At 70.4% G+C, this 19681-nt stretch carries 22 protein-coding genes; 16 read left to right on the forward strand and 6 right to left on the reverse strand.

Annotated features, from left to right (window positions below):
- The first annotated feature begins 1 nt into the window (after position 1).
- From ehuA to nucS, 3 genes are read left to right on the forward strand one after another with little or no spacing between them, the layout of a single operon-like run.
- Entirely contained in the window at positions 2 to 766 is a 765-nt protein-coding gene (gene ehuA / locus BLA60_RS24935; protein WP_075135412.1) for an ectoine/hydroxyectoine ABC transporter ATP-binding protein EhuA, read from the forward strand.
- 18 nt (positions 767 to 784) lie between these two features.
- On the forward strand, positions 785 to 1552 hold the full coding sequence (locus BLA60_RS24940; RefSeq protein WP_075135413.1) for an enoyl-CoA hydratase-related protein: 768 nt from the start codon (positions 785 to 787) through the stop codon (positions 1550 to 1552).
- Between the two features lie 31 nt (positions 1553 to 1583).
- Positions 1584 to 2243, forward strand: coding sequence for an endonuclease NucS (gene nucS, locus BLA60_RS24945; RefSeq protein ID WP_075135414.1), 660 nt, complete (start codon positions 1584 to 1586; stop codon positions 2241 to 2243).
- Positions 2244 to 2247: 4 nt separating this feature from the next.
- On the opposite strand, the gene BLA60_RS24950 is transcribed toward nucS, so the two are convergent.
- Positions 2248 to 2874, reverse strand: a complete 627-nt coding sequence (locus tag BLA60_RS24950; RefSeq protein WP_075135415.1) for a hypothetical protein — start codon at positions 2872 to 2874, stop codon at positions 2248 to 2250.
- Between the two features lie 110 nt (positions 2875 to 2984).
- Between BLA60_RS24950 and BLA60_RS24955 the strand changes: the two genes are divergently transcribed.
- Positions 2985 to 3965 carry a DUF3558 family protein gene (locus BLA60_RS24955; RefSeq protein WP_075135416.1) on the forward strand — a complete coding sequence of 327 codons (981 nt, stop codon included), beginning with the start codon at positions 2985 to 2987 and terminating at the stop codon, positions 3963 to 3965.
- 98 nt (positions 3966 to 4063) lie between these two features.
- Positions 4064 to 5842, forward strand: coding sequence for a 3-hydroxyacyl-CoA dehydrogenase family protein (locus BLA60_RS24960; protein ID WP_075135417.1), 1779 nt, complete (start codon positions 4064 to 4066; stop codon positions 5840 to 5842).
- Positions 5843 to 5877: 35 nt separating this feature from the next.
- Here BLA60_RS24960 and BLA60_RS24965 read toward each other — a convergent pair whose 3' ends face one another.
- A complete protein-coding gene (locus BLA60_RS24965; protein WP_075135418.1) occupies positions 5878 to 6099 on the reverse strand; it encodes a zinc ribbon domain-containing protein in 222 nt (73 codons plus the stop codon).
- Positions 6100 to 6134: 35 nt separating this feature from the next.
- Here BLA60_RS24965 and BLA60_RS24970 point away from each other — a divergent pair, with 35 nt between their 5' ends.
- Both BLA60_RS24970 and BLA60_RS24975 read left to right on the forward strand, forming a co-directional pair.
- Positions 6135 to 6443 (forward strand): hypothetical protein, encoded by a 309-nt coding sequence (locus BLA60_RS24970; RefSeq protein ID WP_075135419.1) that lies wholly within the window; start codon positions 6135 to 6137, stop codon positions 6441 to 6443.
- A 142-nt stretch (positions 6444 to 6585) separates the two neighbouring features.
- Positions 6586 to 6879 (forward strand): hypothetical protein, encoded by a 294-nt coding sequence (locus BLA60_RS24975; protein WP_075135420.1) that lies wholly within the window; start codon positions 6586 to 6588, stop codon positions 6877 to 6879.
- A gap of 29 nt (positions 6880 to 6908) precedes the next feature.
- Here BLA60_RS24975 and hisC read toward each other — a convergent pair whose 3' ends face one another.
- Positions 6909 to 7961: a histidinol-phosphate transaminase gene (gene hisC / locus BLA60_RS24980; RefSeq protein ID WP_075135421.1), complete on the reverse strand. Its 1053-nt coding sequence runs from the start codon at positions 7959 to 7961 to the stop codon at positions 6909 to 6911.
- 43 nt (positions 7962 to 8004) lie between these two features.
- Here hisC and BLA60_RS24985 point away from each other — a divergent pair, with 43 nt between their 5' ends.
- The 4 genes from BLA60_RS24985 to BLA60_RS25000 are packed head-to-tail and all read left to right on the forward strand — an operon-like array spanning position 8005 to position 10801.
- Positions 8005 to 8754 carry an alpha/beta fold hydrolase gene (locus BLA60_RS24985; protein ID WP_075135422.1) on the forward strand — a complete coding sequence of 250 codons (750 nt, stop codon included), beginning with the start codon at positions 8005 to 8007 and terminating at the stop codon, positions 8752 to 8754.
- Between the two features lie 26 nt (positions 8755 to 8780).
- Positions 8781 to 9233, forward strand: coding sequence for a universal stress protein (locus BLA60_RS24990; protein WP_075135423.1), 453 nt, complete (start codon positions 8781 to 8783; stop codon positions 9231 to 9233).
- Positions 9230 to 10339 carry an adenylate/guanylate cyclase domain-containing protein gene (locus BLA60_RS24995; protein WP_075135424.1) on the forward strand — a complete coding sequence of 370 codons (1110 nt, stop codon included), beginning with the start codon at positions 9230 to 9232 and terminating at the stop codon, positions 10337 to 10339. Before BLA60_RS24990 ends, BLA60_RS24995 begins: the two co-directional genes overlap by 4 nt.
- Before the next feature lie 18 nt (positions 10340 to 10357).
- Positions 10358 to 10801, forward strand: a complete 444-nt coding sequence (locus tag BLA60_RS25000; protein WP_075135425.1) for a nucleoside deaminase — start codon at positions 10358 to 10360, stop codon at positions 10799 to 10801.
- 832 nt (positions 10802 to 11633) lie between these two features.
- Here the strand turns inward: BLA60_RS25000 and BLA60_RS25005 are convergent.
- Together BLA60_RS25005 and ccrA are read right to left on the reverse strand one after the other, a co-directional pair.
- Positions 11634 to 12698 carry a coiled-coil domain-containing protein gene (locus BLA60_RS25005; protein ID WP_245812140.1) on the reverse strand — a complete coding sequence of 355 codons (1065 nt, stop codon included), beginning with the start codon at positions 12696 to 12698 and terminating at the stop codon, positions 11634 to 11636.
- Positions 12699 to 12754: 56 nt separating this feature from the next.
- Positions 12755 to 14086: a crotonyl-CoA carboxylase/reductase gene (gene ccrA / locus BLA60_RS25010; RefSeq protein ID WP_211288837.1), complete on the reverse strand. Its 1332-nt coding sequence runs from the start codon at positions 14084 to 14086 to the stop codon at positions 12755 to 12757.
- A 139-nt stretch (positions 14087 to 14225) separates the two neighbouring features.
- Between ccrA and BLA60_RS25015 the strand changes: the two genes are divergently transcribed.
- A complete protein-coding gene (locus BLA60_RS25015; protein WP_075135516.1) occupies positions 14226 to 14612 on the forward strand; it encodes an SPW repeat protein in 387 nt (128 codons plus the stop codon).
- A 114-nt stretch (positions 14613 to 14726) separates the two neighbouring features.
- Positions 14727 to 15338 carry a TetR/AcrR family transcriptional regulator gene (locus tag BLA60_RS25020; protein WP_075135427.1) on the forward strand — a complete coding sequence of 204 codons (612 nt, stop codon included), beginning with the start codon at positions 14727 to 14729 and terminating at the stop codon, positions 15336 to 15338.
- Positions 15339 to 15878: 540 nt separating this feature from the next.
- Here BLA60_RS25020 and mce read toward each other — a convergent pair.
- A complete protein-coding gene (gene mce / locus BLA60_RS25025; protein WP_075135428.1) occupies positions 15879 to 16322 on the reverse strand; it encodes a methylmalonyl-CoA epimerase in 444 nt (147 codons plus the stop codon).
- A 125-nt stretch (positions 16323 to 16447) separates the two neighbouring features.
- Here mce and BLA60_RS25030 point away from each other — a divergent pair, with 125 nt between their 5' ends.
- From BLA60_RS25030 to BLA60_RS25040, 3 genes are all read left to right on the forward strand, one after another.
- Positions 16448 to 17620, forward strand: coding sequence for an acetyl-CoA C-acetyltransferase (locus tag BLA60_RS25030; RefSeq protein WP_075135429.1), 1173 nt, complete (start codon positions 16448 to 16450; stop codon positions 17618 to 17620).
- Between the two features lies 1 nt (position 17621).
- Entirely contained in the window at positions 17622 to 18566 is a 945-nt protein-coding gene (gene meaB, locus BLA60_RS25035; RefSeq protein WP_084735244.1) for a methylmalonyl Co-A mutase-associated GTPase MeaB, read from the forward strand.
- 386 nt (positions 18567 to 18952) lie between these two features.
- Positions 18953 to 19531, forward strand: coding sequence for a GrpB family protein (locus BLA60_RS25040; RefSeq protein WP_084735245.1), 579 nt, complete (start codon positions 18953 to 18955; stop codon positions 19529 to 19531).
- The last annotated feature ends 150 nt before the right edge of the window (positions 19532 to 19681 follow it).

Below are 19681 nucleotides of genomic sequence, written 5' to 3' on the forward strand. Positions count from 1 at the left end.
CATGATCCGATTCGACGACGTCGTCAAGAGGTTCGGCGACGTCGTGGTGCTCGACGAGCTGAACTTCTCGGTGGCGCCGGGCGAGTTCGTCACGCTCATCGGCCCCAGCGGCTCGGGCAAGACGACGATCCTGCGCTTGCTGATGACTCTCGAGAAGGTCACCAGCGGCCAGATCTTCGTCGACGGCGAGTGCCTGAGCCACATGCAGCGCGGCTCCCGCCTGGTCCCCGCCGACGAGAAGTACCAGCGCAAGGTCCGCCAGCGGATCGGGATGGTGTTCCAGCAGTTCAACCTGTTCCCGAACATGAAGGTGCTGCAGAACCTCACCGAGGCGCCGATCCGTTCGCTTGGCCTGTCCCGGGCCGAGGCGGAGGAACGGGCGCTGGAGCTGCTGGAGCTGGTCGGGCTCACCGAGAAGGTCAACGCCCACCCGTCCCAGCTCTCCGGTGGCCAGCAGCAGCGGGTCGCGATCGCCAGGGCGCTGGCGATGCGCCCGGACATGCTGCTGCTCGACGAGGTGACCTCGGCGCTGGACCCGGAGCTGGTGGCGGGCGTGCTGGCGCTGCTCAAGGACATCGCGAGCAGCACCGACATCACGTTCCTGTGCGTGACCCACGAGATGAACTTCGCTCGTGACGTCTCCGACCGGGTGCTGATGTTCGACCACGGCCAGATCGTCGAGGACGCGGTGCCGGACAAGCTGTTCAGCGAACCGGACCACGAACGGACCCGCACGTTCCTGCGCGCGGTGCTGGAGCGCGGCTGACCGGCCTAGGCTCGGGGTATGTACGAGCACCTGCTGGTGACCAGGGACGGCGACACGGTCCGGATCACGATGAACCGGCCCGCGCGACGCAACTCGCTGTCCTTCGACCACCTGACCGAGCTGCTGGCCGCCTTCCGGGAGGCGGCCAGCGGCGACGCCACCGGGATCGTGCTCGCCGGGGAGGGCCCGGTCTTCTCCGCCGGCCACGACTTCGGTGACGTCGCCGAACGTGACCTCACCGGCGTCCGCGAGCTGTTGGCGCGCTGCACGGACGTGATGCGCGCGATCCAGTCCGCGCCGCAGGTGGTCGTCGCCAGGGTGCACGGCCTGGCCACGGCCGCCGGCTGCCAGCTGGTCGCCTCCTGCGATCTCGCGGTGGCCGGCGAGTCGGCCGGGTTCGCGCTGCCCGGCGGCAAGGGTGGCTGGTTCTGCCACACGCCGGCCGTGCCGGTCGCCCGCTCGGTGGGCCGCAAGCGGCTGATGGAACTCGTACTCACCGGTGACACCGTCGACGCCGCGACCGCGCTGGACTGGGGCCTGGTCAACCGGGTGGTGCCCGACGGCGACCTCGACGACGCCGTGAACGCCCTGCTCGTCAGGGCCACCCGGGGCAGTCGCGCCAGCAAGGCCATCGGCAAGCAGACCGTCTACGCCCAGCTGGACCGGCCGGAGGTCGACGCCTACGCGATCGCGCTGGAGGTGATGGCCTCGGCCTCCCAGCTGCCCGGCGCACGCGAGGGAATGGCCGCATTCCTGGAGAAGCGCAGGCCACAATGGCCTGACTGAGCCGGGGGAGTGGTCGGCTAGCCTGCCTTGCGTGCGTCTTGTGATCGCTCGTTGCCAGGTCGACTACGCCGGCCGGTTGACCGCCCACCTCCCGATGGCCACCAGGTTGCTGCTGGTGAAGGCGGACGGCTCGGTGTCGGTGCACTCCGACGACCGTGCCTACAAGCCGTTGAACTGGATGAGCCCGCCGTGCTGGCTGACCGAGGAGCCGGGGACGTGGACGGTCCAGAACAAGGCCGGTGAGAAGTTGATCATTAGCCTGGAGGAGATCCTGCACGACTCGAAGCACGAGTTGGGCGCGGAACCGGGCCTGGTCAAGGACGGTGTCGAGGCGCACCTGCAGGCGCTGCTGGCCGAGCACATCACCACCCTGGGCGACGGGTACGTGCTGATCCGCCGCGAGTACCCGACGGCGATCGGCCCGGTGGACATCCTGTGCCGGGACTCCGACGGCGACACGGTGGCCGTGGAGATCAAGCGGCGTGGCGAGATGGACGGCGTCGAGCAGCTCACCCGCTACCTCGAGCTGCTCAACCGGGACACGCTGCTGGCGCCGGTGCACGGCGTGTTCGCCGCCCAGCAGATCAAGCCGCAGGCCCGCACGCTGGCCGAGGACCGGGGGATCCGCTGCGTCACGCTGGACTACGAGGCGCTGCGCGGCATGGACTCCGACGAGTTCCGGCTGTTCTGAGCGTTCAGAACGTCCACTCCCAGCCGGCGGGGTCGCCGGGCATGCGCAGCACGATCCGGCCCGCGGTGTAGCGGGTGTCGAGCACGACCACGCCGACGTAGCGCGACTCCGCCGCCAGGCCGTCCAGCGGGACGAAGTCCGACCCGGCGAGGCACCCGTACACGCCATAGCCGGGGTCGCCCACCTCTGTCACCCCATCGGGTCCGATGACCTCGAACGAGAACGGCGAGAAGTCGACGACGTAGGACATGTCCTCGGTGAAGGCCTCGGTCGTGGTGATGGTCATCGACAGGGCGATGTAGTGGCCGTTGTCCGGTGGCGGTGCGTAGGGCTCGGTGCAGGTCGGATCCACCTGGATCCGGTCGACGGTGAACTCCAGTGCGGTGACCGTGCAGGGGTCGTCGGCGCACAGCGCGGCCATCTCACCGACCTTCTTCGGCAGGTTGTCCCGGGGCCGGTCCCGCTGCCTGGTCGGTGGGTCGACCGACGGCGGCTCGATCGTGGGCCGCGACGGCGCCACCGCCTCGGCCCGGTTGACGGCGACCGGCTGGCCGCTGGTCGTGGTCGCGCACCCCGCCAACGCCACCAGTGCCGTGGTGACGATCGTGAGCGTCGGGAGGAGCTTCGCCATGGTCGGACCTTTCCGCGACTTTCCGAGGTAGTCGTACTCTCGGCCATCGATGTGACAGCTAACCCGAGGTTCCTCGCACGCGGCGCGAGTCCACTGGCTACGGTGCACGTGTGAAGGGGATCCTGTCAGTCGTCGCCGCGCTGTTACTGGTCGCTGGCTGCGGTACGCAGGTCGACACGTCCAAGGTCACCTACCCGCGGACGACGGTGCCCGCCGGTCAGGCGCCCACCGTGACCTCCAGCGGCACCGAGCAGCCGGTCGCCAAGGCCAACGATCCCGCGTTCACCCCGGAGAAGCTGCGCGCCACCGACCCGTGCGAGCTGCTGGACGAGGACGTCCTGGAGGAGCTCGGTCAACCGGCCGAGGTCAACCGGGGCGGGTTCGACGAATGCTCGAACTACATGCGCGACAAGAAGGGCCAGGAGCTCAACCTCACGGTGACCCTGGGCGACTCGATCGGCAACGCGGTCGACGCCGACGAGAACATCGGTGGCCTGCCGGCGATGGAGAACACGCTCGACACGGGCGACGCGTGTTTCGTCACCGTCATCACCTCGACCTCGCCGAACCTGGGCATCGTGGTCCAGGTCGGCGGCAAGTCCGAGGAGCTGTGCGAGGCCGGCCGCACCCTGATGGGTTCGGTCGTCGACCGGATCCGGACCGACCCGCCGGTCTACGACCAGGTCAAGGGCACGCTGGCCGAGGTCGACCCGTGCACCCTGTATCCGCCGGAGACGCTGACCGCGCCGCTGGGTGGCAAGGCCGACCCCAAGCCCTTCGACCTGCACCAGTGCAGCTGGTCGAGCCAGGCGGGCAAGCTGGACGTGCGGATGCGCATCGGGTTCGACCCCGACAAGGGCAGCAGCGGCAGCCCGGTCGACCTGGGCGGCGGGCTCAAGGGGTACCAGGAGAAGACGGTCTCCTCGACCGCGACCTGCGACGTGGAGTGGAAGCACCGGGTCTACGCCGGCGACGAGGCGGAGATCGTCTCGCTCAGGTTCGAGAAGCGGTCCCCGGCGGCCGACGAGGACCCGTGCGTGCCGGCGATGGAGCTCGCGAAGTCGCTCGTCTCGGCGTTGCCGAAGGCCTGAGCGCCGTGTCCGTGAGCTGAGCCACGACCGTCCGGCCAATCTTGTTACCGGCAGGTAGTGTCCGGCGTACCGGTCGTCGGGGTCTGGCGGAGGTGGCGATGGCACGCGAGTTCGGATGTGTCGGTGTGGTCGGGCTGGGCACGATGGGCGCGGGCATCGCGGAGGTCCTCGCCCGGTCCGGGATCCGGGTGATCGGCGTGGAGCGCGACGCCGAGGGCGTCGCCCGCGCCCGTGGGCACCTGGCGCACTCGACCGAACGCGCGCTGGCCGGCGGCAAGCTCGACGAGCCGGCCCGAGCGGCGCTGCTGGACCGGATCACCCTCACCACCTCGCTGGCCGACCTCGCCGACGCCGACCTGGTCGTCGAGGCGATCCCGGAGAGCCTGGAGCTCAAGACCCGGGTGTTCGCCGAGCTGGACCGGGTGTGCCGGCCGGACGTGGTGCTCGCGTCCAACACCTCGTCGCTGTCGGTCACCGAGATCAGCGTGCACACCGGACGCCCCGGCAAGGTCGTCGGCCTGCACTTCTTCAACCCGGCGCCGGTGTTGAAGTTCGTGGAGATCGTGCGCACGGTGGTGACCGAACCGGACGTGGTCGCCGACGTCGCGGAGTTCGCGCGCGGGCTGGGCAAGGAGCCGGTGGTGATCGGCGACCGCGCCGGGTTCATCGCCAACGCGCTGCTGTTCGGCTACCTGAACCACGCGGTGTCGATGTACGAGTCGCGCTACGCCACCCGCGAGGACCTGGACGCGGCGATGCGGTTCGGCTGCGGCTACCCGATGGGGCCGCTGGCGCTGCTGGACCTGATCGGCCTGGACACCGCCTACGAGATCCTCGAGACGATGTACCGCCAGTCGCGCAACCGGTTGCACGCGCCGGCGCCGATCCTGCGGCAGATGATCACTGCCGGGCTGCTCGGCCGCAAGAGCGGGCGCGGTTTCTACACCTACGACGGCCTCGACTCGCCGGTGGTCGTGCCGGACGTGCTCACGCCCCGGCCGGCGGCGACCGGCGAGGTGGCCGTCCGCGAGGTGACCCGGGTCGGCGTGGTGGGCACCGGGACGATGGCCACCGGCATCGCGGAGGTCTTCGCCCGCAACGGTTTCGACGTGGTGTTGCGGGCCAGGGCGCAGGACAAGGCGTTGGCCGCGCTGGCGGCGATGCGCCGGTCGCTGGACCGTCAGGTGGTGAAGGGTCGGCTGTCCGAGCAGGACCGTGAGGCGGTGCTCGGCCGGGTGCGCGGGGTCGTCGAGTTCGACGAGTTGGCCGACTGCGACCTGGTGATCGAGGCGGTGGCCGAGGACCTGTCGGTCAAGCGGGCGGTGTTCGGCGCGCTGGACGAGGTGGTGAAGCCGGGCGCGGTGCTGGCGACCACGACCTCGTCGCTGCCGGTGATCGAGTGCGCGGCGGCGACCACCCGTCCGGGTGACGTCATCGGGTTGCACTTCTTCAACCCGGCGCCGGTGATGAAGCTGGTCGAGGTCGTGTCGACGATCGCGACGTCTGACGAGGTCGTGGCGACCGTGCGTGCGGTGTGCCAGCGGGTCGGCAAGCATCCGGTGGACTGCGCCGACCGGGCCGGGTTCATCGTGAACGCGCTGCTGTTCCCGTACCTGAACGACGCGGTGAAGATGCTGGAGGCGCACTACGCGGAGGCCGACGACATCGACACGGCGATGAAGGTCGGCTGTGGTCTGCCGATGGGCCCGTTCGAGCTGCTCGACGTGGTCGGGTTGGACGTGTCGCTGGCGATCGAGCGGACGCTGTACTACGAGTTCCGCGACGCCGGGTTCGCCCCGGCGCCGTTGCTCGAGCACCTGGTGACGGCGGGGCGGCTCGGCCGCAAGACCGGCAAGGGCTTCCGCGACTACAGCTGACGGCTCACGGCCCGGTCGACGCGCCGCCTGACCGCTCAGCCGCAGCCGCACCCTCCGCCGCAGCAGCCCCCGCCGCCACCGCCGCCACCGCCGCCGGCGGGTGCGCTGGCGCCGCCGGTCAGGGCGACCGTGGACAGCAGCTTGACGGTGTCGGCGTGGCCGTGCGGGCAGGGCGCGGGGTCGCCGGAGGCGCTCATCGGCCGCTGGACGTCGAAGGTCGTCGCGCATTCGTGGCAGCGGTACTCGTAGGTCGGCACGTACGTATTGTGCCCTGCCACTACGGTGACCTGTCGTGCCTCGCCGCAACCGCGACCGGCGCCGCGCCGCGGTGCCGCCCACCCCGCAGCCCAAGCCGCTGACCGGTGGCTGGCAGCAGCTGGAGACGGCCACCGACGGCGACTGGCTGGTACGCCGGGTGACCGGCACCCAGACGACCAAGGTCTACCGCTGTCCCGGCTGCGACCACGAGATCCAGCCGGGGACGGCGCACGTGGTGGTGTGGCCGGCGGACGAGACCGGCGGGGTGGCCGACCGGCGCCACTGGCACGAGTCGTGCTGGCGGGCGCGCCACCGCCGGGGACCGACGTCCCGGCGCTGGTGAGAGCCTCCTGTACTCCGATCGGGTGACGTTCGGAGAAAGGTGGCGAAAATCATGGGCAGAACGGTCGACCGGATCGTCTTCGTTTCGACGTGTCAGTGAGGACACGGAAACCGAGGACAGAAACACAGCACCGGAGGACGTCATGTCGCACCCGCTCGGCCCCCTCGCCCACAACCTGACCGCCTACGCCATCTACGCGACTGCCCAGTCGGAGATGCGCCGGGCGTACTCGCTGCTCGACGCCGGCCAGTACTCGGCGGCCGCCGTCGAGATCGACTCCGCGGCGCGGGCCGCGGAGGTGCTCGTCAGCGTGTCCGAGCCGGTGGACCTCACGCGTGCCGAGCACTGGCGCCGGGTCGTCGTCGCACGGCGCCGCTTCGCCGAACGGGTCCGCGCGGCCGACGGTGAGCAGCCGGCCTACGCGGTGGCGGCATGAGGCGCCGAAGACCGTTCTGAGGGGACGCCTCAGCGTTCGAACGTGCGGGCGGCGGCGAGGAACGCGTCGTTCTCCTCCGGCTGTGCGACGGTCACCCTGGCCCCTTCGCCGACGAACGCGCGGACGACGATCTTCTGCCCGAGCAGGTGCTCGTTGAACGCGGCGGTTCGCTCACCCAGTGGCAGCCAGACGAAGTTCGCCTGTGTCTCGGGCACCTCGTAGCCCATCGCCAGCAGCTCGGCGCGCACCCGCTGACGTTCGACGGCGATCAGCTCGCAGCGGGCCAGCAACTCGTCTGCGGCGTCCATCGCGGCGATCGCCGCGGCCTGCGCAACGCGGCTGACCGAGAACGGGATACCGACCTTGCGTACCGCCCCCGCCACCTCGGGGGAGGCCACCGCGTAGCCGACCCGTAGCCCCGCCAGGCCGTAGGCCTTGGACAGGGTCCGCACGACGGCGAGGTTGTCCCGGTTCGCGGTGAGCGTGAGTCCGTCGGGCAGGTCGGGGTCGGTGACGAACTCGCGGTAGGCCTCGTCCAGCACGACCAGCACGTGGTCGGGCACGGCGTCGAGGAACCTGGTGAGCTCCTCGGTGTGCAGCGCGGAGCCGGTGGGGTTGTTGGGGTTGGCGACGAACATGACGCGGGTGTTGTCGTTGACCGCGGCGAGCATCGCGTCGAGGTCGTGGCGGTAGTCGCTGGTCAGCGGTACCCGCACGCCCCGCGCGCCGGCGATGTGGGTGACGATCGGGTACGCCTCGAACGACCGCCAGGCGAACACGACCTCCTGGCCCTCGGTGCACATGGCCTGGATCAGCTGCTGGCACAGGCTGACCGACCCGCACCCGATCGCGATCCGCTCCTCGGGCACGCCGAGGTAGGCGCTCGTCCGGGCCATGAGGTCGTCGTTGGCCATCTGCGGGTAGCGGTTGACCTCGGTGGCGGCGTCCGCGATCGCGGCGAGCACGGAGGGCGGTGCTGGGGTCGAGACTTCGTTGCTCGACAGGATGACCGCGCCGGGGATCTTGCGTCCCGGGACGTAGTCCGGGAGGTTGGCGAGGTCAGCTCGGACGGTGAGGGCCATGCCCGCATCATGTCATTCGGCGGTGGTGGATGGTGACGTGCACATGAGTGACCCGATCGTGTTGTTGCACGCCTTTCCCCTTGACTCCCGCCTGTGGGACGGCCTACGGCCCGTGCTGGGATCGCGACTGGTCACGCCGGATCTCCCCGGCTTCGGCTCGGCGGCGCCGGTGTCCGAGCCGTCACTGGACGCGGCTGCCTCAGCCGTTCTGGCGACCCTCGACGAGCAAGGGGTGTCACGGGCGGTGTTCGGCGGCTGTTCGATGGGCGGCTACGTCACGCTGGCCGTGCTGCGCGCGGCACCCGAGCGCGTCAGCGGCCTGGTCCTGATCAACACCAAGGCCTCCGCCGACACCGGCCCGGCCCGCGACCACCGTCACGCGATGGCCGCCCGGGCCGAGAGCGAGGGCATCGGCTGGCTCGCCGACACCATGCTGGCCGGCCTGCTCGGCGCGACCACCCTGGCGCGGCGCCCGCACGTCGAGCAGGAGCTGCGGGCGTTGATCGCCGGGCAGTCACCGGCGGCGGTGGCCTGGGCCCAGCGCGCGATGGCCGCCCGTCCCGACTCGGTGGGTCTGCTGGCCGCCTCGGGTCTGCCCGCCCTGGTCGTGCGCGGCGAGGAGGACACGATGATCCCGGCCGAGGAGGCGGACGCGATGGCCGGCGCGCTGCCCGGTGCCGAGCGGGTGGACCTTCCCGGCCTCGGTCACCTCGCCCCGCTGGAGGATCCGGCGGCCGTCGCCGCGACCGTGTCCCGATGGCTCGACAAGCACGGTAGGTTTACCCGCGAGTAGGTAACGGCCCCTCTCCGGGAGGACAGATGGCGGCATACCAGACCGTGGTCGTCGGCACGGACGGCTCGGACTCCTCGTACCTCGCGGTGGACCGCGCGGCCCGCATCGCCGTGGACAGCGGCGCGACGCTGGTGATCGTGTGCGCGTACCACCCCGCCCGGCCGCAGGACGTGGCCCGCGCCCAGGACGAACTCGGCGACGACGTCGCCTACAAGGTCGTCGGCTCGACCCCCGCCGAGGACTCGGTGCGCGCCGCCGCCGAGCGGGCCCGCGCGGCCGGCGCCACCAACGTCGACACCGTCGTCGTCGACGGCGAACCGGTGTCCACGTTGGCCACCGTGGTCCGGGACCGCGACGCGGACCTGCTGGTCGTCGGCAACCGAGGGCTGAACACGCTCGCCGGCCGGCTGCTCGGCTCGGTGCCCTCCGAGGTCGCGCGCAAGTCCGACGTCGACGTGCTCATCGTGCACACCACGTGACCGAGCCCGACCTCGAGGCGACCCAGCAGCACCTCGAACGCATCCTGCTCGGCGGCCCGCGTCGGTACACCCGCGCCGAGGTCGCGGACCGTACCGGCGTGCCACCCGATCGTGCGACGGCGATGTGGCGGGCCCTGGGTTTCGCCACCGTCAGCGACGACGCGGAGGTGTTCACCGACGGTGACGTCGAGGCGCTGCGGATCGTCACCGAGCTGATCCAGGCCGGTCTGGTCGAGCCCGGTGTCGCGCTCGCCAGTACCCGCATGATCGGCCAGCACCTGTCGCGGCTGGCCGAGTCACAGGTCCTGCAGCTGCGTGACCTGGTGTCGGCCAACCCGGAACTGGCCGGGGAACGCCAGCTGGCGCAGCTCGTGGAGCAGATGACACCCCGGCTCGAGCAGCTGCTGAACTACGTGTGGCGCCGGCATCTTGCCGCGTACTCGGTCCGCATGCTCGTCACCCAGGAGGAGGACCTTGAGGAGCGGCGCCAGGTCGTCGGGTTCGCCGACATGGTCGGTTTCACCAGCCTGACCCGCCGCTCCACCGAGACCGAGCTGGAGGCGGTGGTCGACGAGTTCGAGGCCATCGCCGCCGAGGTCGTCGCCGACAACCACGGTCGCATCGTCAAGATGCTCGGCGACGAGGTCCTGTTCGTCGCCGAGTCCCCGGCCGACGGCGCCGAGATCGCACTGACCCTGCTGGAACGGGCCGAGGCGACCGCCGGGGTTCCGTCGCTGCGGGCCGGGCTGGCGTTGGGCCGGGTGCTGAACCGCTACGGCGACGTCTTCGGCTCGGTGGTGAACATCGCCGCGAGGCTGACCTCGATCGCCCGCCCCGGCACGGTCCTGATCGACCGCGAACTGGCCGAGTCCCTGGCCGACGAGCCGGTGTTCGCGGTGCGTCACCGCCGGCCCACGTCGGTGCGCGGCTACGCCCGCCTCCGGTCAGCGAACCTGCGCCGCGCCGGCGACGAGCCACCGACCGTCGCCGAGTCGGCCCAGCGCATCGCCGCCGAGTTCCTCGGCATGCTCGGCGAGGAGGACCCACACATCCCCCTGCACCCCGACGACGACCCGCCGCCCAGACCACGCCGTCGACGCCGCTGACATGGTTGGCTCGACCCCATGACCGACGCGGCGACCATGCTCGACATCGCGGTGGACGAGGCACGTCAGGGCCTCGCCGAGGGCGGCATTCCCATCGGCGCCGCCCTCTTCGGCCCGGACGGCACCGTCCTCGGCCGGGGCCACAACCGCCGGGTCCAGGACGACGACCCGTCAACCCACGCCGAAACCGCGGCCTTCCGCAACGCCGGCCGCCGCCGCCACTACCGCGACACGACGATGGTCACGACCCTGTCCCCGTGCTGGTACTGCAGCGGGCTGGTCCGCCAGTTCGCCATCGGCCACGTGATCATCGGCGAATCCACCACCTTCCACGGCGGCCACGACTGGCTCACAGCCCACGGCGTCCAGATCACCATTCTCGACGACCAACGCTGCATCGCCCTCATGCGCGACTTCATCGCCACTCGTCCTGACCTGTGGTTCGAGGACATCGGCGAGTAGCCCGCCGGCGTGGAACGGGCCTGAGCCCAGGACGACCCGGTCCGGAAGTCAAGCCCGAAGCGGCGATACCAAGGACAAATGTCGGACCGGCCGGACTTCCCCGGCAAGCCCTGAAAGGGTCACCCTCAGACCCGCGAATCGACCACGGCTGTCAGCCGTTGCGGATTCCCACGTTTTTCCTCCCATATGCCTGACTGTCGTGATCACGGCAGCCGAAGATCCACTCGATCACGGACCAAACGGGAGAAACCTCGATGCTCCAGGAGATACCCGCCCGACGGATGCGAATGCAAATCCCGCGCCCGACTTCGCTCACTCATCGCCAGGGGGACCCCTCTTTCAAGGATAGCGATCGACACCGACAAAACCGGTGCGCCGGAGGTGGCCCTGCCGGCTCGGGCTGGTCCGCAATCGTTGCGCCAGGAGTGACTCTGCGGATCGGTTGGTAGCCGGCGCGTTGGGAACGGTTCCGCTGTCCTGGGCTTGTGGGGAGCGGCCGGGCTGGTGTGCCGAGAGTGGCTTTGCCGTCGATTGGCACAGTGGTGTGTTGAGATCGGCGGCTGTCCTGGGTTGGCAACTGGTGCGTTGGGCGCGGCTCTCTGTGCCGGGCTGGCAAACCGGTACGCCAGGAACGTACTACTGCTGCCGCCCGGGCTGATCCGCGTGATTGTCGCGAACCCGCCGAGCCGGTGGACATTCCAGCGCTGTTGTCGCCCCGGCCCGGCGCCAATCCGGAGCCGGGCCCAGGTGGTGAAAGCCGCGAAGGTGCGGCTTCAGGTTCGCGACGGTGGCGCCGCCGCGTTACCCGCGGATCCACCCTCGGACGACCTGGTCAGGGCTGCTTGGCGATCCGCCTCGTCTTGGCGTGTGCGACGTCCTCCGGGATGCGGTCGAATCCCGACTCCCACGGCTCCTTGGCCGGTCCAGGTCCCGGGCGCGGCCCGGGCGTGGGCTTGTCGGCCTGTTCCTCGGGGAGTGGTTCGAACGCCGGGGCCGCCAACTCCAGGCTCTCGTGGGCGTCGGTGACCAGGTCGCGGGCGGTTTTGAGCTGGTGGGAGACCTTGGCGCGCAGCTGACGCAGCGCGTTGACGCGCTGCGCGGCGTGGGCGATGCGCCGGTTGGCCTCCTCGGTCGCCTCGCGGACGCGTCGGTGGGCCTCGTCGGTGGCTTCCTGGAGGCGGGCGGTGGCTTCGGTCCTGGCCTCGTGGCGGCGGCGGTTCGCCTCCTCCGTGGCTTCGCGGACGCGGCGTTCGGCCTCGGACTTGCTGGTGGCCTCCTGGGTCGCGAGGGCGCGCATCGACTCGGTGCGGCGCGAGGCCATCGCGATCTCGAAGTCCTCCTCGACGGCGGTGCGGCGTTGCTCGGCCTCGGTGTCGAGCCGGGTGCGTTCCGCCTCGGCGGCGGACTTCAGCTCGGCGGCCTCGGCGCGGGCCTTCTCCAGGACGCTCTTGTGCTCGGCCTCCATCGCCTGGCGGCGTTCCTCGAGCTCGGCCAACCGCTTGTCGTACTGCTTGCGCCGCTGGTCGGCGTCGGCCTCGGCCTTGGCCTTGATGTGTTCGGCCTCGACATCGGCCTTCGCCTTGGTCTCGTCGCGTTCTTCCTGGGCGAGGCGCAGCATGCGCTGCAGCCGCTCGCTCAGGCCGGCCATCGTCGTCGGCGGCAGCGACAGGCGCTCGACCTGACCGCGCAGGTCGTCGATGGTCGAGCGGGCCACCTCGAGCTGCGCGGTGAGCTCGGCCGCCTGCCCTGCGGCCGCGTTGCGGTCGGCGGCCAGCAGCTTCAGTTGTCCGTCCAGCTGTTCGAGGTGCTCCTCCACCTGTGCGCGGCTGTAGCCCCGCTTGGTGATGTCGAAGCCGGCTCCCAGCGGTACGAGATCGCGCTCCTCACCTAACGCCATGCGCCCACGCTACCTTGCGCCGCTCGTCCACGTCGGGTGACAGGCGCGTTCGTGGGTCAGACACCACGAAAGCGGTTGATCTGGGGCAGGTACCGCTCACGCATCTGGTGGTCGGTGACCCCGAGACCCTCCTCCGGCGCCAGGCACAGCACGCCGACCTTTCCCTGGTGTGCGTTGCGATGCACGTCGTAGGCGGCCTGTCCGGTCTGCTCCAACGGGTACACACTGGACAGTGTCGGGTGAATCCGTCCGCGCGCGATCAGGCGGTTGGCCTCCCACGCCTCGCGGTAGTTCGCGAAATGTGAGCCGACAATGCGCTTCAGATTCATCCACAGGTACCGGTTGTCATACTGATGGGTGAACCCGCTCGTTGACGCGCAGGTGACGATCGTGCCGCCGCGCCGGGCGACGAACACGCTGGCGCCGAAGGTCTCCCGCCCGGGGTGTTCGAACACGATGTCCGGATCGTCCCCGCCGGTCAGTTCGCGGATCCGCGCGCCGAGGCGTTTCCACTCCTGCGGGTCCTGGGTGTGCTCGTCACTCCAGAACCGGTAGTCCTCGGCGTTGCGGTCGATGATCAGCTCGGCGCCCATCCGCCGGCAGATCTCGGCCTTGCGTTCGCTGGAGACCACGCACACCGGTGTCGCACCGCCGTTGAGCGCGAACTGGGTGGCGTAGGAGCCGAGGCCGCCGGAGGCGCCCCAGATGAGCACGGTGTCGCCCTGTTTCATGTCGGCGCCGTTGGTCGAGACCAGCTGCCGGTAGGCCGTCGAGTTGACCAGGCCGGGGCTGGCGGCCTCCTCCCAGGTCAGGTGGGCCGGCTTGGGCATCAGCTGGTTGGACTTCACCAGCGCCAGCTCGGCCAGGCCGCCGAAGTTCGTCTCGAAACCCCAGATCCGCTGCTCGGGGTCGAGCATGGTGTCGTTGTGCCCGTCGGGGTGTTCCAGCTCCACGTTCAGGCAGTGCGCGACGACCTGGTCGCCGGGTTTCCAGGCGTTCACGCCGGGGCCGGTGCGCAGCACGACGCCGGCGAGGTCGGAGCCGACGACGTGGTAGGGCTGGTCGTGCCGCTTGGCCAGCGGCGATGTCCTGCCGTAGCGGCGCAGGAAGCCGAAGGTGTCCATGGGCTCGAAGATCGAGGTCCACACGGTGTTGTAGTTGATGGCGCTGGCCATGACCGCGACGAGCGCCTCGCCGGCGGCCAGCTCGGGCGTGGGGACCTCGTCGACGTGCAGGGACCTTCGGGGGTCCTTGTCGGCGGTCGGCAGGTCGGTGAACATGTCGACCTCGTCGGCGTGGACGGTCACGCCCCGGTAGGTCGTGGGGACCGGAAGTGAACCGAGCGCCGCGAGGTCGCCAGCGATGATGGCGTCGATGATCTTCCGCATGCCCACCGACGCTACCGGCCAGTAACGGTACAGAAGAAGCAAGGTGAGCGGCGTGTCACAGCGTTTGACCGGCCGGCCAACCAAGCGCATGATGGAGACGAGGCTTTCTCAACGGCTCCTGAACACGGAGGTGGTCTCGATGACGAATGAATCAGCAACGGTCCGGCCGTGGACCCGGCCCTACGACTGGGCTGAAGTGGTACTGGGCGTCGTGGCGGTGCTGTCGTTCCTGTGGATGGACACCAACAACGCCGCGATGTGGACGATGATCATCCTGGGTGCGCTGGTCGCCCTGGATGGCCTCGCGTCGCTCGCCGCGCCCGGCCAGGTCTACGGCGAGGGGATCCAGATCGTGCTCGGCGTGCTCATGTTCATCTCCCCCTGGGTGATGGGCTACACCGAGTTCACCGGGATCTCCTGGTCCTCGTGGATCATCGGCGCGCTGACGGTGATCGCCGGCGCGGCCGCGCTCCCGGCCGCCCAGGCCGCGCAGCGGGCGAGCGGCCGAATGGCCGGCCAGCACTGACCGAGCACTGAGGGCTGACCGCCCCTTCGATCGATCCAACGACAGAACGTGGTCCGCGACGTGCCCCCAACGGGTTACGTTGTGGGCCGCGTGCTGTCGAGAAGGGGACACGACATGCGTCTGACCAAGAGGAAGAGCGCCGACCCGTCGGCCCGTGAACGGATCCTGGCCGCCGCGGAGGAACTGTTCGCCGAATCAGGCTTCGACGCCACCCCGACGTCCCGGATCGCCGAGCGCGCCGGGGTGCCCAAGGGGCTGGTGCACTACTACTTCCGGCGCAAGGAGGACCTGCTGACGGCGCTGGTCCAGAGCCTGCCGGACGAGCACGTCGAGCCGTCGGGGGTGGTGGTGCCGGGCGACGTCGCCGCCAGCCTGCGCCGGCTGGTCGCCGAGTTGGACGCGCGGCTGCGGGCGTCGTACCTGCTGTCCCACCTGCTGTGGCGGGAGGCCGACACCCACACCGCCGTTCGTGACGCCCTGCAACAGCGGTTCACCCACATGGTTGACCAGGTCCGGGCGGTGATCCTTGCCGCGTCGACCGGCACCCTCCCGCTGGCGATGGTCGACACCGCCGCCGGGCTGCTCGCGCTCGCCGTGAGCTACCGGCACTCCGTGGCCCGCCACGGTGTGGCCGACGGCGTCGCCAGCGCCGAGTCGATCGACCGCGAGGTGGACTTCATCGCCGGCGCGTTGACCGGCGTGGCGGCCCCAGCCGGTCCGGTCTGACCTGGTGCGGTGGCACCGGGGAGGCGTTCGTCTCGCGAGCCGGGTTGGCCAGGCCTCGCGCTCGACGGTCCTTGGCCGCCGCCTCGACGGCGATGCGGTTCGACCAGGCACGGACGCGGTGTGGCAGGCTCGCCGACCGGACGTTCCGGCGCCCCACCGACCGGCTCGACCAGGCAGACTCCACAGGTCTTCCACTCGCGGCCGAAGTTGTCCACAGCCGCCCCGGGACAGGCCGAATTCCCCGCCCAACGCGACTAAGCTGGAAATCGGGGGGACCCCCCGCGCGAGGGTGCGATGCGATGGTGCCGGGCCAGGGTCCTCGATGAGGCCGTGTTCTGCGCCGTGCTCGAATGGGGAATGAGGCGAGCGGCCCCTGGGTGACGTGGCGGTGTGGGGATCCTGGCGGCGGGGAAGCGCGCGGGGAGATCCTGGCGTTGCTGCTGCGGGCACGGCTGGGGCTGGCTGCGCTGTCGACCGTGGGTGATTCACCAGGTCGCAGGTCCGGCCGGCCCAGTTTGCTCCCGCCGGTTCAGGGCCTGGTCAGTGCCCCGTGTCGGCGGCCTCGACCAGTTCGACCAGGACGCCGCCCGCGTCCTTGGGGTGGATGAAGTTCACCCGGCTGTTGGCGGTGCCGGCGATGGCCTCGTCGTAGATCAGGCGCAAACCCTTGGCGCGCAACGTCTCCGACACGGCGTCCAGGTCGCTGACCCGGTAGGCGAGCTGCTGCATCCCCGGCCCGCCTCGGGAGAGGAACTTGGCGATCGTCGACTCCGGCGTCAGCGGTGCGAGCAACTGGATGGCGGCCCCGCCGGTGTTGCCGGGCGGGCGCATCATCGCCTCGCGCACGCCCTGGCGGTCGTTGATCTCCTGGTGGTAGAGCTCCAGGCCCATGACGTCGCGGTAGAAGGCGATCGCCTCGTCCAGGTCCGCCACGGCGATACCGACGTGGTCGATGGCGGTGATGTACGACGTGAGCTCGTCCATGCCTGACAACGTAACTCGGCCGGGTGGCCGGTGGCTGTGCGGCTACTCACATCGTGCCCGGACGGGCAGGCCTGGGCCGAGTATGGTCATGTTAACGGCCGCTAGCATCTTCTGGGAGGCACCAAGTGTCGGGTTCCGTCATCGTCGCCGGGGCGCGTACGCCGATCGGGCGACTGCTGGGTTCGCTCAAGGACTTCACCGGGGCGCAACTCGGTGGGATCGCGATCAGGGCGGCGCTCGAACGCGCCGGGGTCGCGCCCGAGCAGGTGCAATACACGATCATGGGCCAGGTGCTGACGGCGGGCGCCGGGCAGATCCCCGCCCGGCAGGCGGCGGTCGCCGCCGGCATCCCGATGAGCGTGCCGGCGTTGACGATCAACAAGGTGTGCCTGTCGGGGCTGGACGCGATCGCGCTCGCCGACCAGCTCATCCGCGCCGGCGAGTTCGACATCGTCGTCGCCGGTGGGCAGGAGTCGATGACCCAGGCGCCGCACCTGCTGCCCAAGTCCCGCTCCGGTTTCAAGTACGGCGACGTGACGATGATCGACCACATGGCCCACGACGGGCTGTTCTGCGCGTTCGACCAGGTCGCGATGGGGGCGTCGACGGAGAAGTACAACTCCCGCTACGGCGTGACCCGCGAGGAGCAGGACGCGTTCTCCGCGCGGTCCCACCAGCTCGCGGCCGCCGCGCGGGAGCGGTTCGCCGAGGAGATCGCGCCGGTGAGCATCCCGCAGCGCAAGGGCGACCCGGTCGTGTTCGACACCGACGAGGGCGTGCGCGCGGACACCACCGCCGAAGGGCTCGCCAAACTGCGCCCGGCGTTCGCCTCCGACGGGACGATCACCGCGGGGTCGGCCTCGCAGATCTCCGACGGCGCCGCCGCGGTCGTGGTGATGAGTCAGGCCAAGGCGCGGGAGCTGGGGTTGACGTGGCTGGCCGAGATCGGCGCGCACGGCGTCGTCGCCGGCCCGGACGCCAGCCTGCACGAGCAGCCGGCGAACGCGATCAGCGCGGCGCTGGCCAAGGCGGGCCGCACGGTCGAGGACCTGACCCTGGTGGAGATCAACGAGGCGTTCGCCGCCGTCGGCATCGTGTCGACCAGGTCGCTGGGCATCAGCGAGGACATCGTGAACGTCAACGGTGGCGCGATCGCCCTCGGTCACCCGATCGGCGCATCCGGCGCGCGTCTGGTCGTCCACCTCGCCTACGAGCTGAAGCGGCGGGGCGGCGGCCTCGGCGCGGCAGCCCTCTGCGGCGGCGGCGGACAGGGCGACGCGCTGCTGCTGAGTGTCTAGTGTGCACATTCCGGGGCTCGTCGCGGACGCACGGGCCGGCCGGCAGCGCGCGATCGCGCGACTGATCTCCCTCGTCGAGGACGAGAGCCCGCACCTGCGCGCGGTCGCCGCGGCGTTGACGCCGCACACCGGCCGCGCGCGGGTGCTCGGCCTGACCGGCCCGCCCGGCGTCGGCAAGTCCACCTCGACGTCGATGCTGATCACGGCGTTGCGCGAACGGGGCCAGCGGGTCGGTGTCCTGGCGATCGACCCGTCCTCGCCGTTCTCCGGCGGGGCGCTGCTCGGCGACCGGATCCGGCTGCACGACCACACGACCGACCCCGGGGTGTTCATCCGCTCGATGGCGACCCGAGGTCACCTCGGTGGTCTGGCGACCGCGACCCCGCAGGCGCTGCGCGTGCTCGACGCCGCCGGCTTCGACGTGGTCCTGGTGGAGACCGTCGGAGTTGGACAGTCCGAAGTAGACATCGTGGCGCTGGCTGACACCACCGTGGTCCTGCTGGCTCCCGGCATGGGCGACGGAATCCAGGCGGTGAAGGCGGGAATCCTCGAGATCGCCGACGTCCTGGTGGTCAACAAGGCCGACCGCGACGGCACCGACCAGACCGTGCGGGACCTGCGCACCATGATCGCCCTGGGCCGGCGCGGAACCGGCCCGTCCTGGCGCCAACCGATCGTCCGCACCGTGGCGACAACCGGGGCGGGCTCCGACGACCTGATGTCCGCCCTCGACTCCCACCACGACTGGCTGACCACCCACGGCGAACTGGAGACCGGACGACGCCGCCGCGCCCGCCGCGAGGTGGAGGAGATCGCGGTGCGGGAACTGCGCGCCCGCCTCACCAACATCAGTGGCGGTGACACCCTGGACCGGTTGGCCACACAGGTCGCCGCCGGCGAACTCGACCCCTACGCGGCCGCCGACGACCTCATCGGTCCTGGCTGACGTCGTCGCCCTGACGTTCGCCGTGGATCCCGCCGGGTGTCTGCTCGTTGTCCACTCGCGACCCGAGTTGTCCACAGGCGGCCGCCGACCAGCCATTGTCGTCGCCGCACACGACTAGACTGGAAATCGGGGGGACCCCCGCGCGAGGGAGATCGGTGGTTGGGCGGGAGCGGTCTTCGGGCTTCTTGTGTGGCAACGAACTGGGTGTCGGCCTGGCTGGCGGGTTGTGGGATCGGGGAGTTGGCGGAGGAGGCTCGGCCTCCGCGCGGTGGGGTAAGGACGCGAGTGCGTTCGGCGTCCCGCTCGCGGGCGAGGTTGTCCACCGGTGCGGTGGTCGGACATCTCTTCAGTGGTGGGGAGGTTTTCGGACTGGAGCGTCTGGGGACGTGCCGTTTTCCGATGAGCGCGGTCAGGTTGTCCTGGTTGAGTACCGGTCCCAGTGGCCGGAGGAGTTCGAGCACCTGGCCGGGGTGTTACATGCGGCGTTGGGCGACCTGGCGTTGCGGATCGACCATGTGGGCTCCACGTCGGTACCGGGTCTGCCGTCCAAGGACTGCCTCGACGTCCAGGTGCGGATGAGTTCGCTCGACGAGGCGCGGGACGTCCCGTTGCTCGCGGCGATCGGGTTCCGGTGCCGACCCGAGCCGTGGAACCGCGTCGAGGTCTCCAGCGGTCAGCGGTGCCACAAACTCGTTGTCGCGCCGCCGGTCGGTGCGCGCACGTGCAACGTCCACCTGCGGGAGAGCACCGGACCCAACGCCCGCTTCGCACTGTTGTTCCGGGACTACCTGCGCGCGGACGACACCGCCCGCCGGGCGTGGGGGGACTTCAAGCAACGGCTGGCCGTGAACGTGCCGGACCTGGTGGACTTCGGCCAGATCAAGGTCCCCGCCACGCAGGTACTGATGAGGGCGGCGCAACGATGGGCCACCCAGACCGGTTGGAGCGTTGAGCGAACGGCGTGACCGCACCTCGGCACAGCTCGACCATTCGCGACCGCGGTTGTCCACAGCCGCGTTTCGACAGGTCCACATCCCCGGCCGACGCGACTAAACTGGAAATCGGGGGGATCCCCGCGCGGGGCGGCTCACTGTGTGGGTGGCGGTGGCCGAGGA

The organism is Actinophytocola xinjiangensis (assembly GCF_001921215.1).
GTDB lineage: Bacteria > Actinomycetota > Actinomycetes > Mycobacteriales > Pseudonocardiaceae > Actinophytocola > Actinophytocola xinjiangensis.

Coding starts and splice junctions, on each gene's coding strand:
- BLA60_RS24990 (WP_075135423.1), top strand. CDS start 8,781: ATGGCGGCATACCAGACCGTGGTCGTCGGCACGGACGGCTCGGACTCC.
- BLA60_RS24975 (WP_075135420.1), top strand. CDS start 6,586: ATGTCGCACCCGCTCGGCCCCCTCGCCCACAACCTGACCGCCTACGCC.
- BLA60_RS24985 (WP_075135422.1), top strand. CDS start 8,005: ATGAGTGACCCGATCGTGTTGTTGCACGCCTTTCCCCTTGACTCCCGC.
- mce (WP_075135428.1), bottom strand. CDS start 16,322: ATGGACGAGCTCACGTCGTACATCACCGCCATCGACCACGTCGGTATC.
- BLA60_RS24940 (WP_075135413.1), top strand. CDS start 785: ATGTACGAGCACCTGCTGGTGACCAGGGACGGCGACACGGTCCGGATC.
- BLA60_RS25005 (WP_245812140.1), bottom strand. CDS start 12,698: ATGGCGTTAGGTGAGGAGCGCGATCTCGTACCGCTGGGAGCCGGCTTC.
- BLA60_RS24960 (WP_075135417.1), top strand. CDS start 4,064: ATGGCACGCGAGTTCGGATGTGTCGGTGTGGTCGGGCTGGGCACGATG.
- BLA60_RS25015 (WP_075135516.1), top strand. CDS start 14,226: ATGACGAATGAATCAGCAACGGTCCGGCCGTGGACCCGGCCCTACGAC.
- hisC (WP_075135421.1), bottom strand. CDS start 7,961: ATGGCCCTCACCGTCCGAGCTGACCTCGCCAACCTCCCGGACTACGTC.
- ccrA (WP_211288837.1), bottom strand. CDS start 14,086: ATGCGGAAGATCATCGACGCCATCATCGCTGGCGACCTCGCGGCGCTC.
- BLA60_RS24950 (WP_075135415.1), bottom strand. CDS start 2,874: ATGGCGAAGCTCCTCCCGACGCTCACGATCGTCACCACGGCACTGGTG.
- ehuA (WP_075135412.1), top strand. CDS start 2: ATGATCCGATTCGACGACGTCGTCAAGAGGTTCGGCGACGTCGTGGTG.
- BLA60_RS25020 (WP_075135427.1), top strand. CDS start 14,727: ATGCGTCTGACCAAGAGGAAGAGCGCCGACCCGTCGGCCCGTGAACGG.
- BLA60_RS25000 (WP_075135425.1), top strand. CDS start 10,358: ATGACCGACGCGGCGACCATGCTCGACATCGCGGTGGACGAGGCACGT.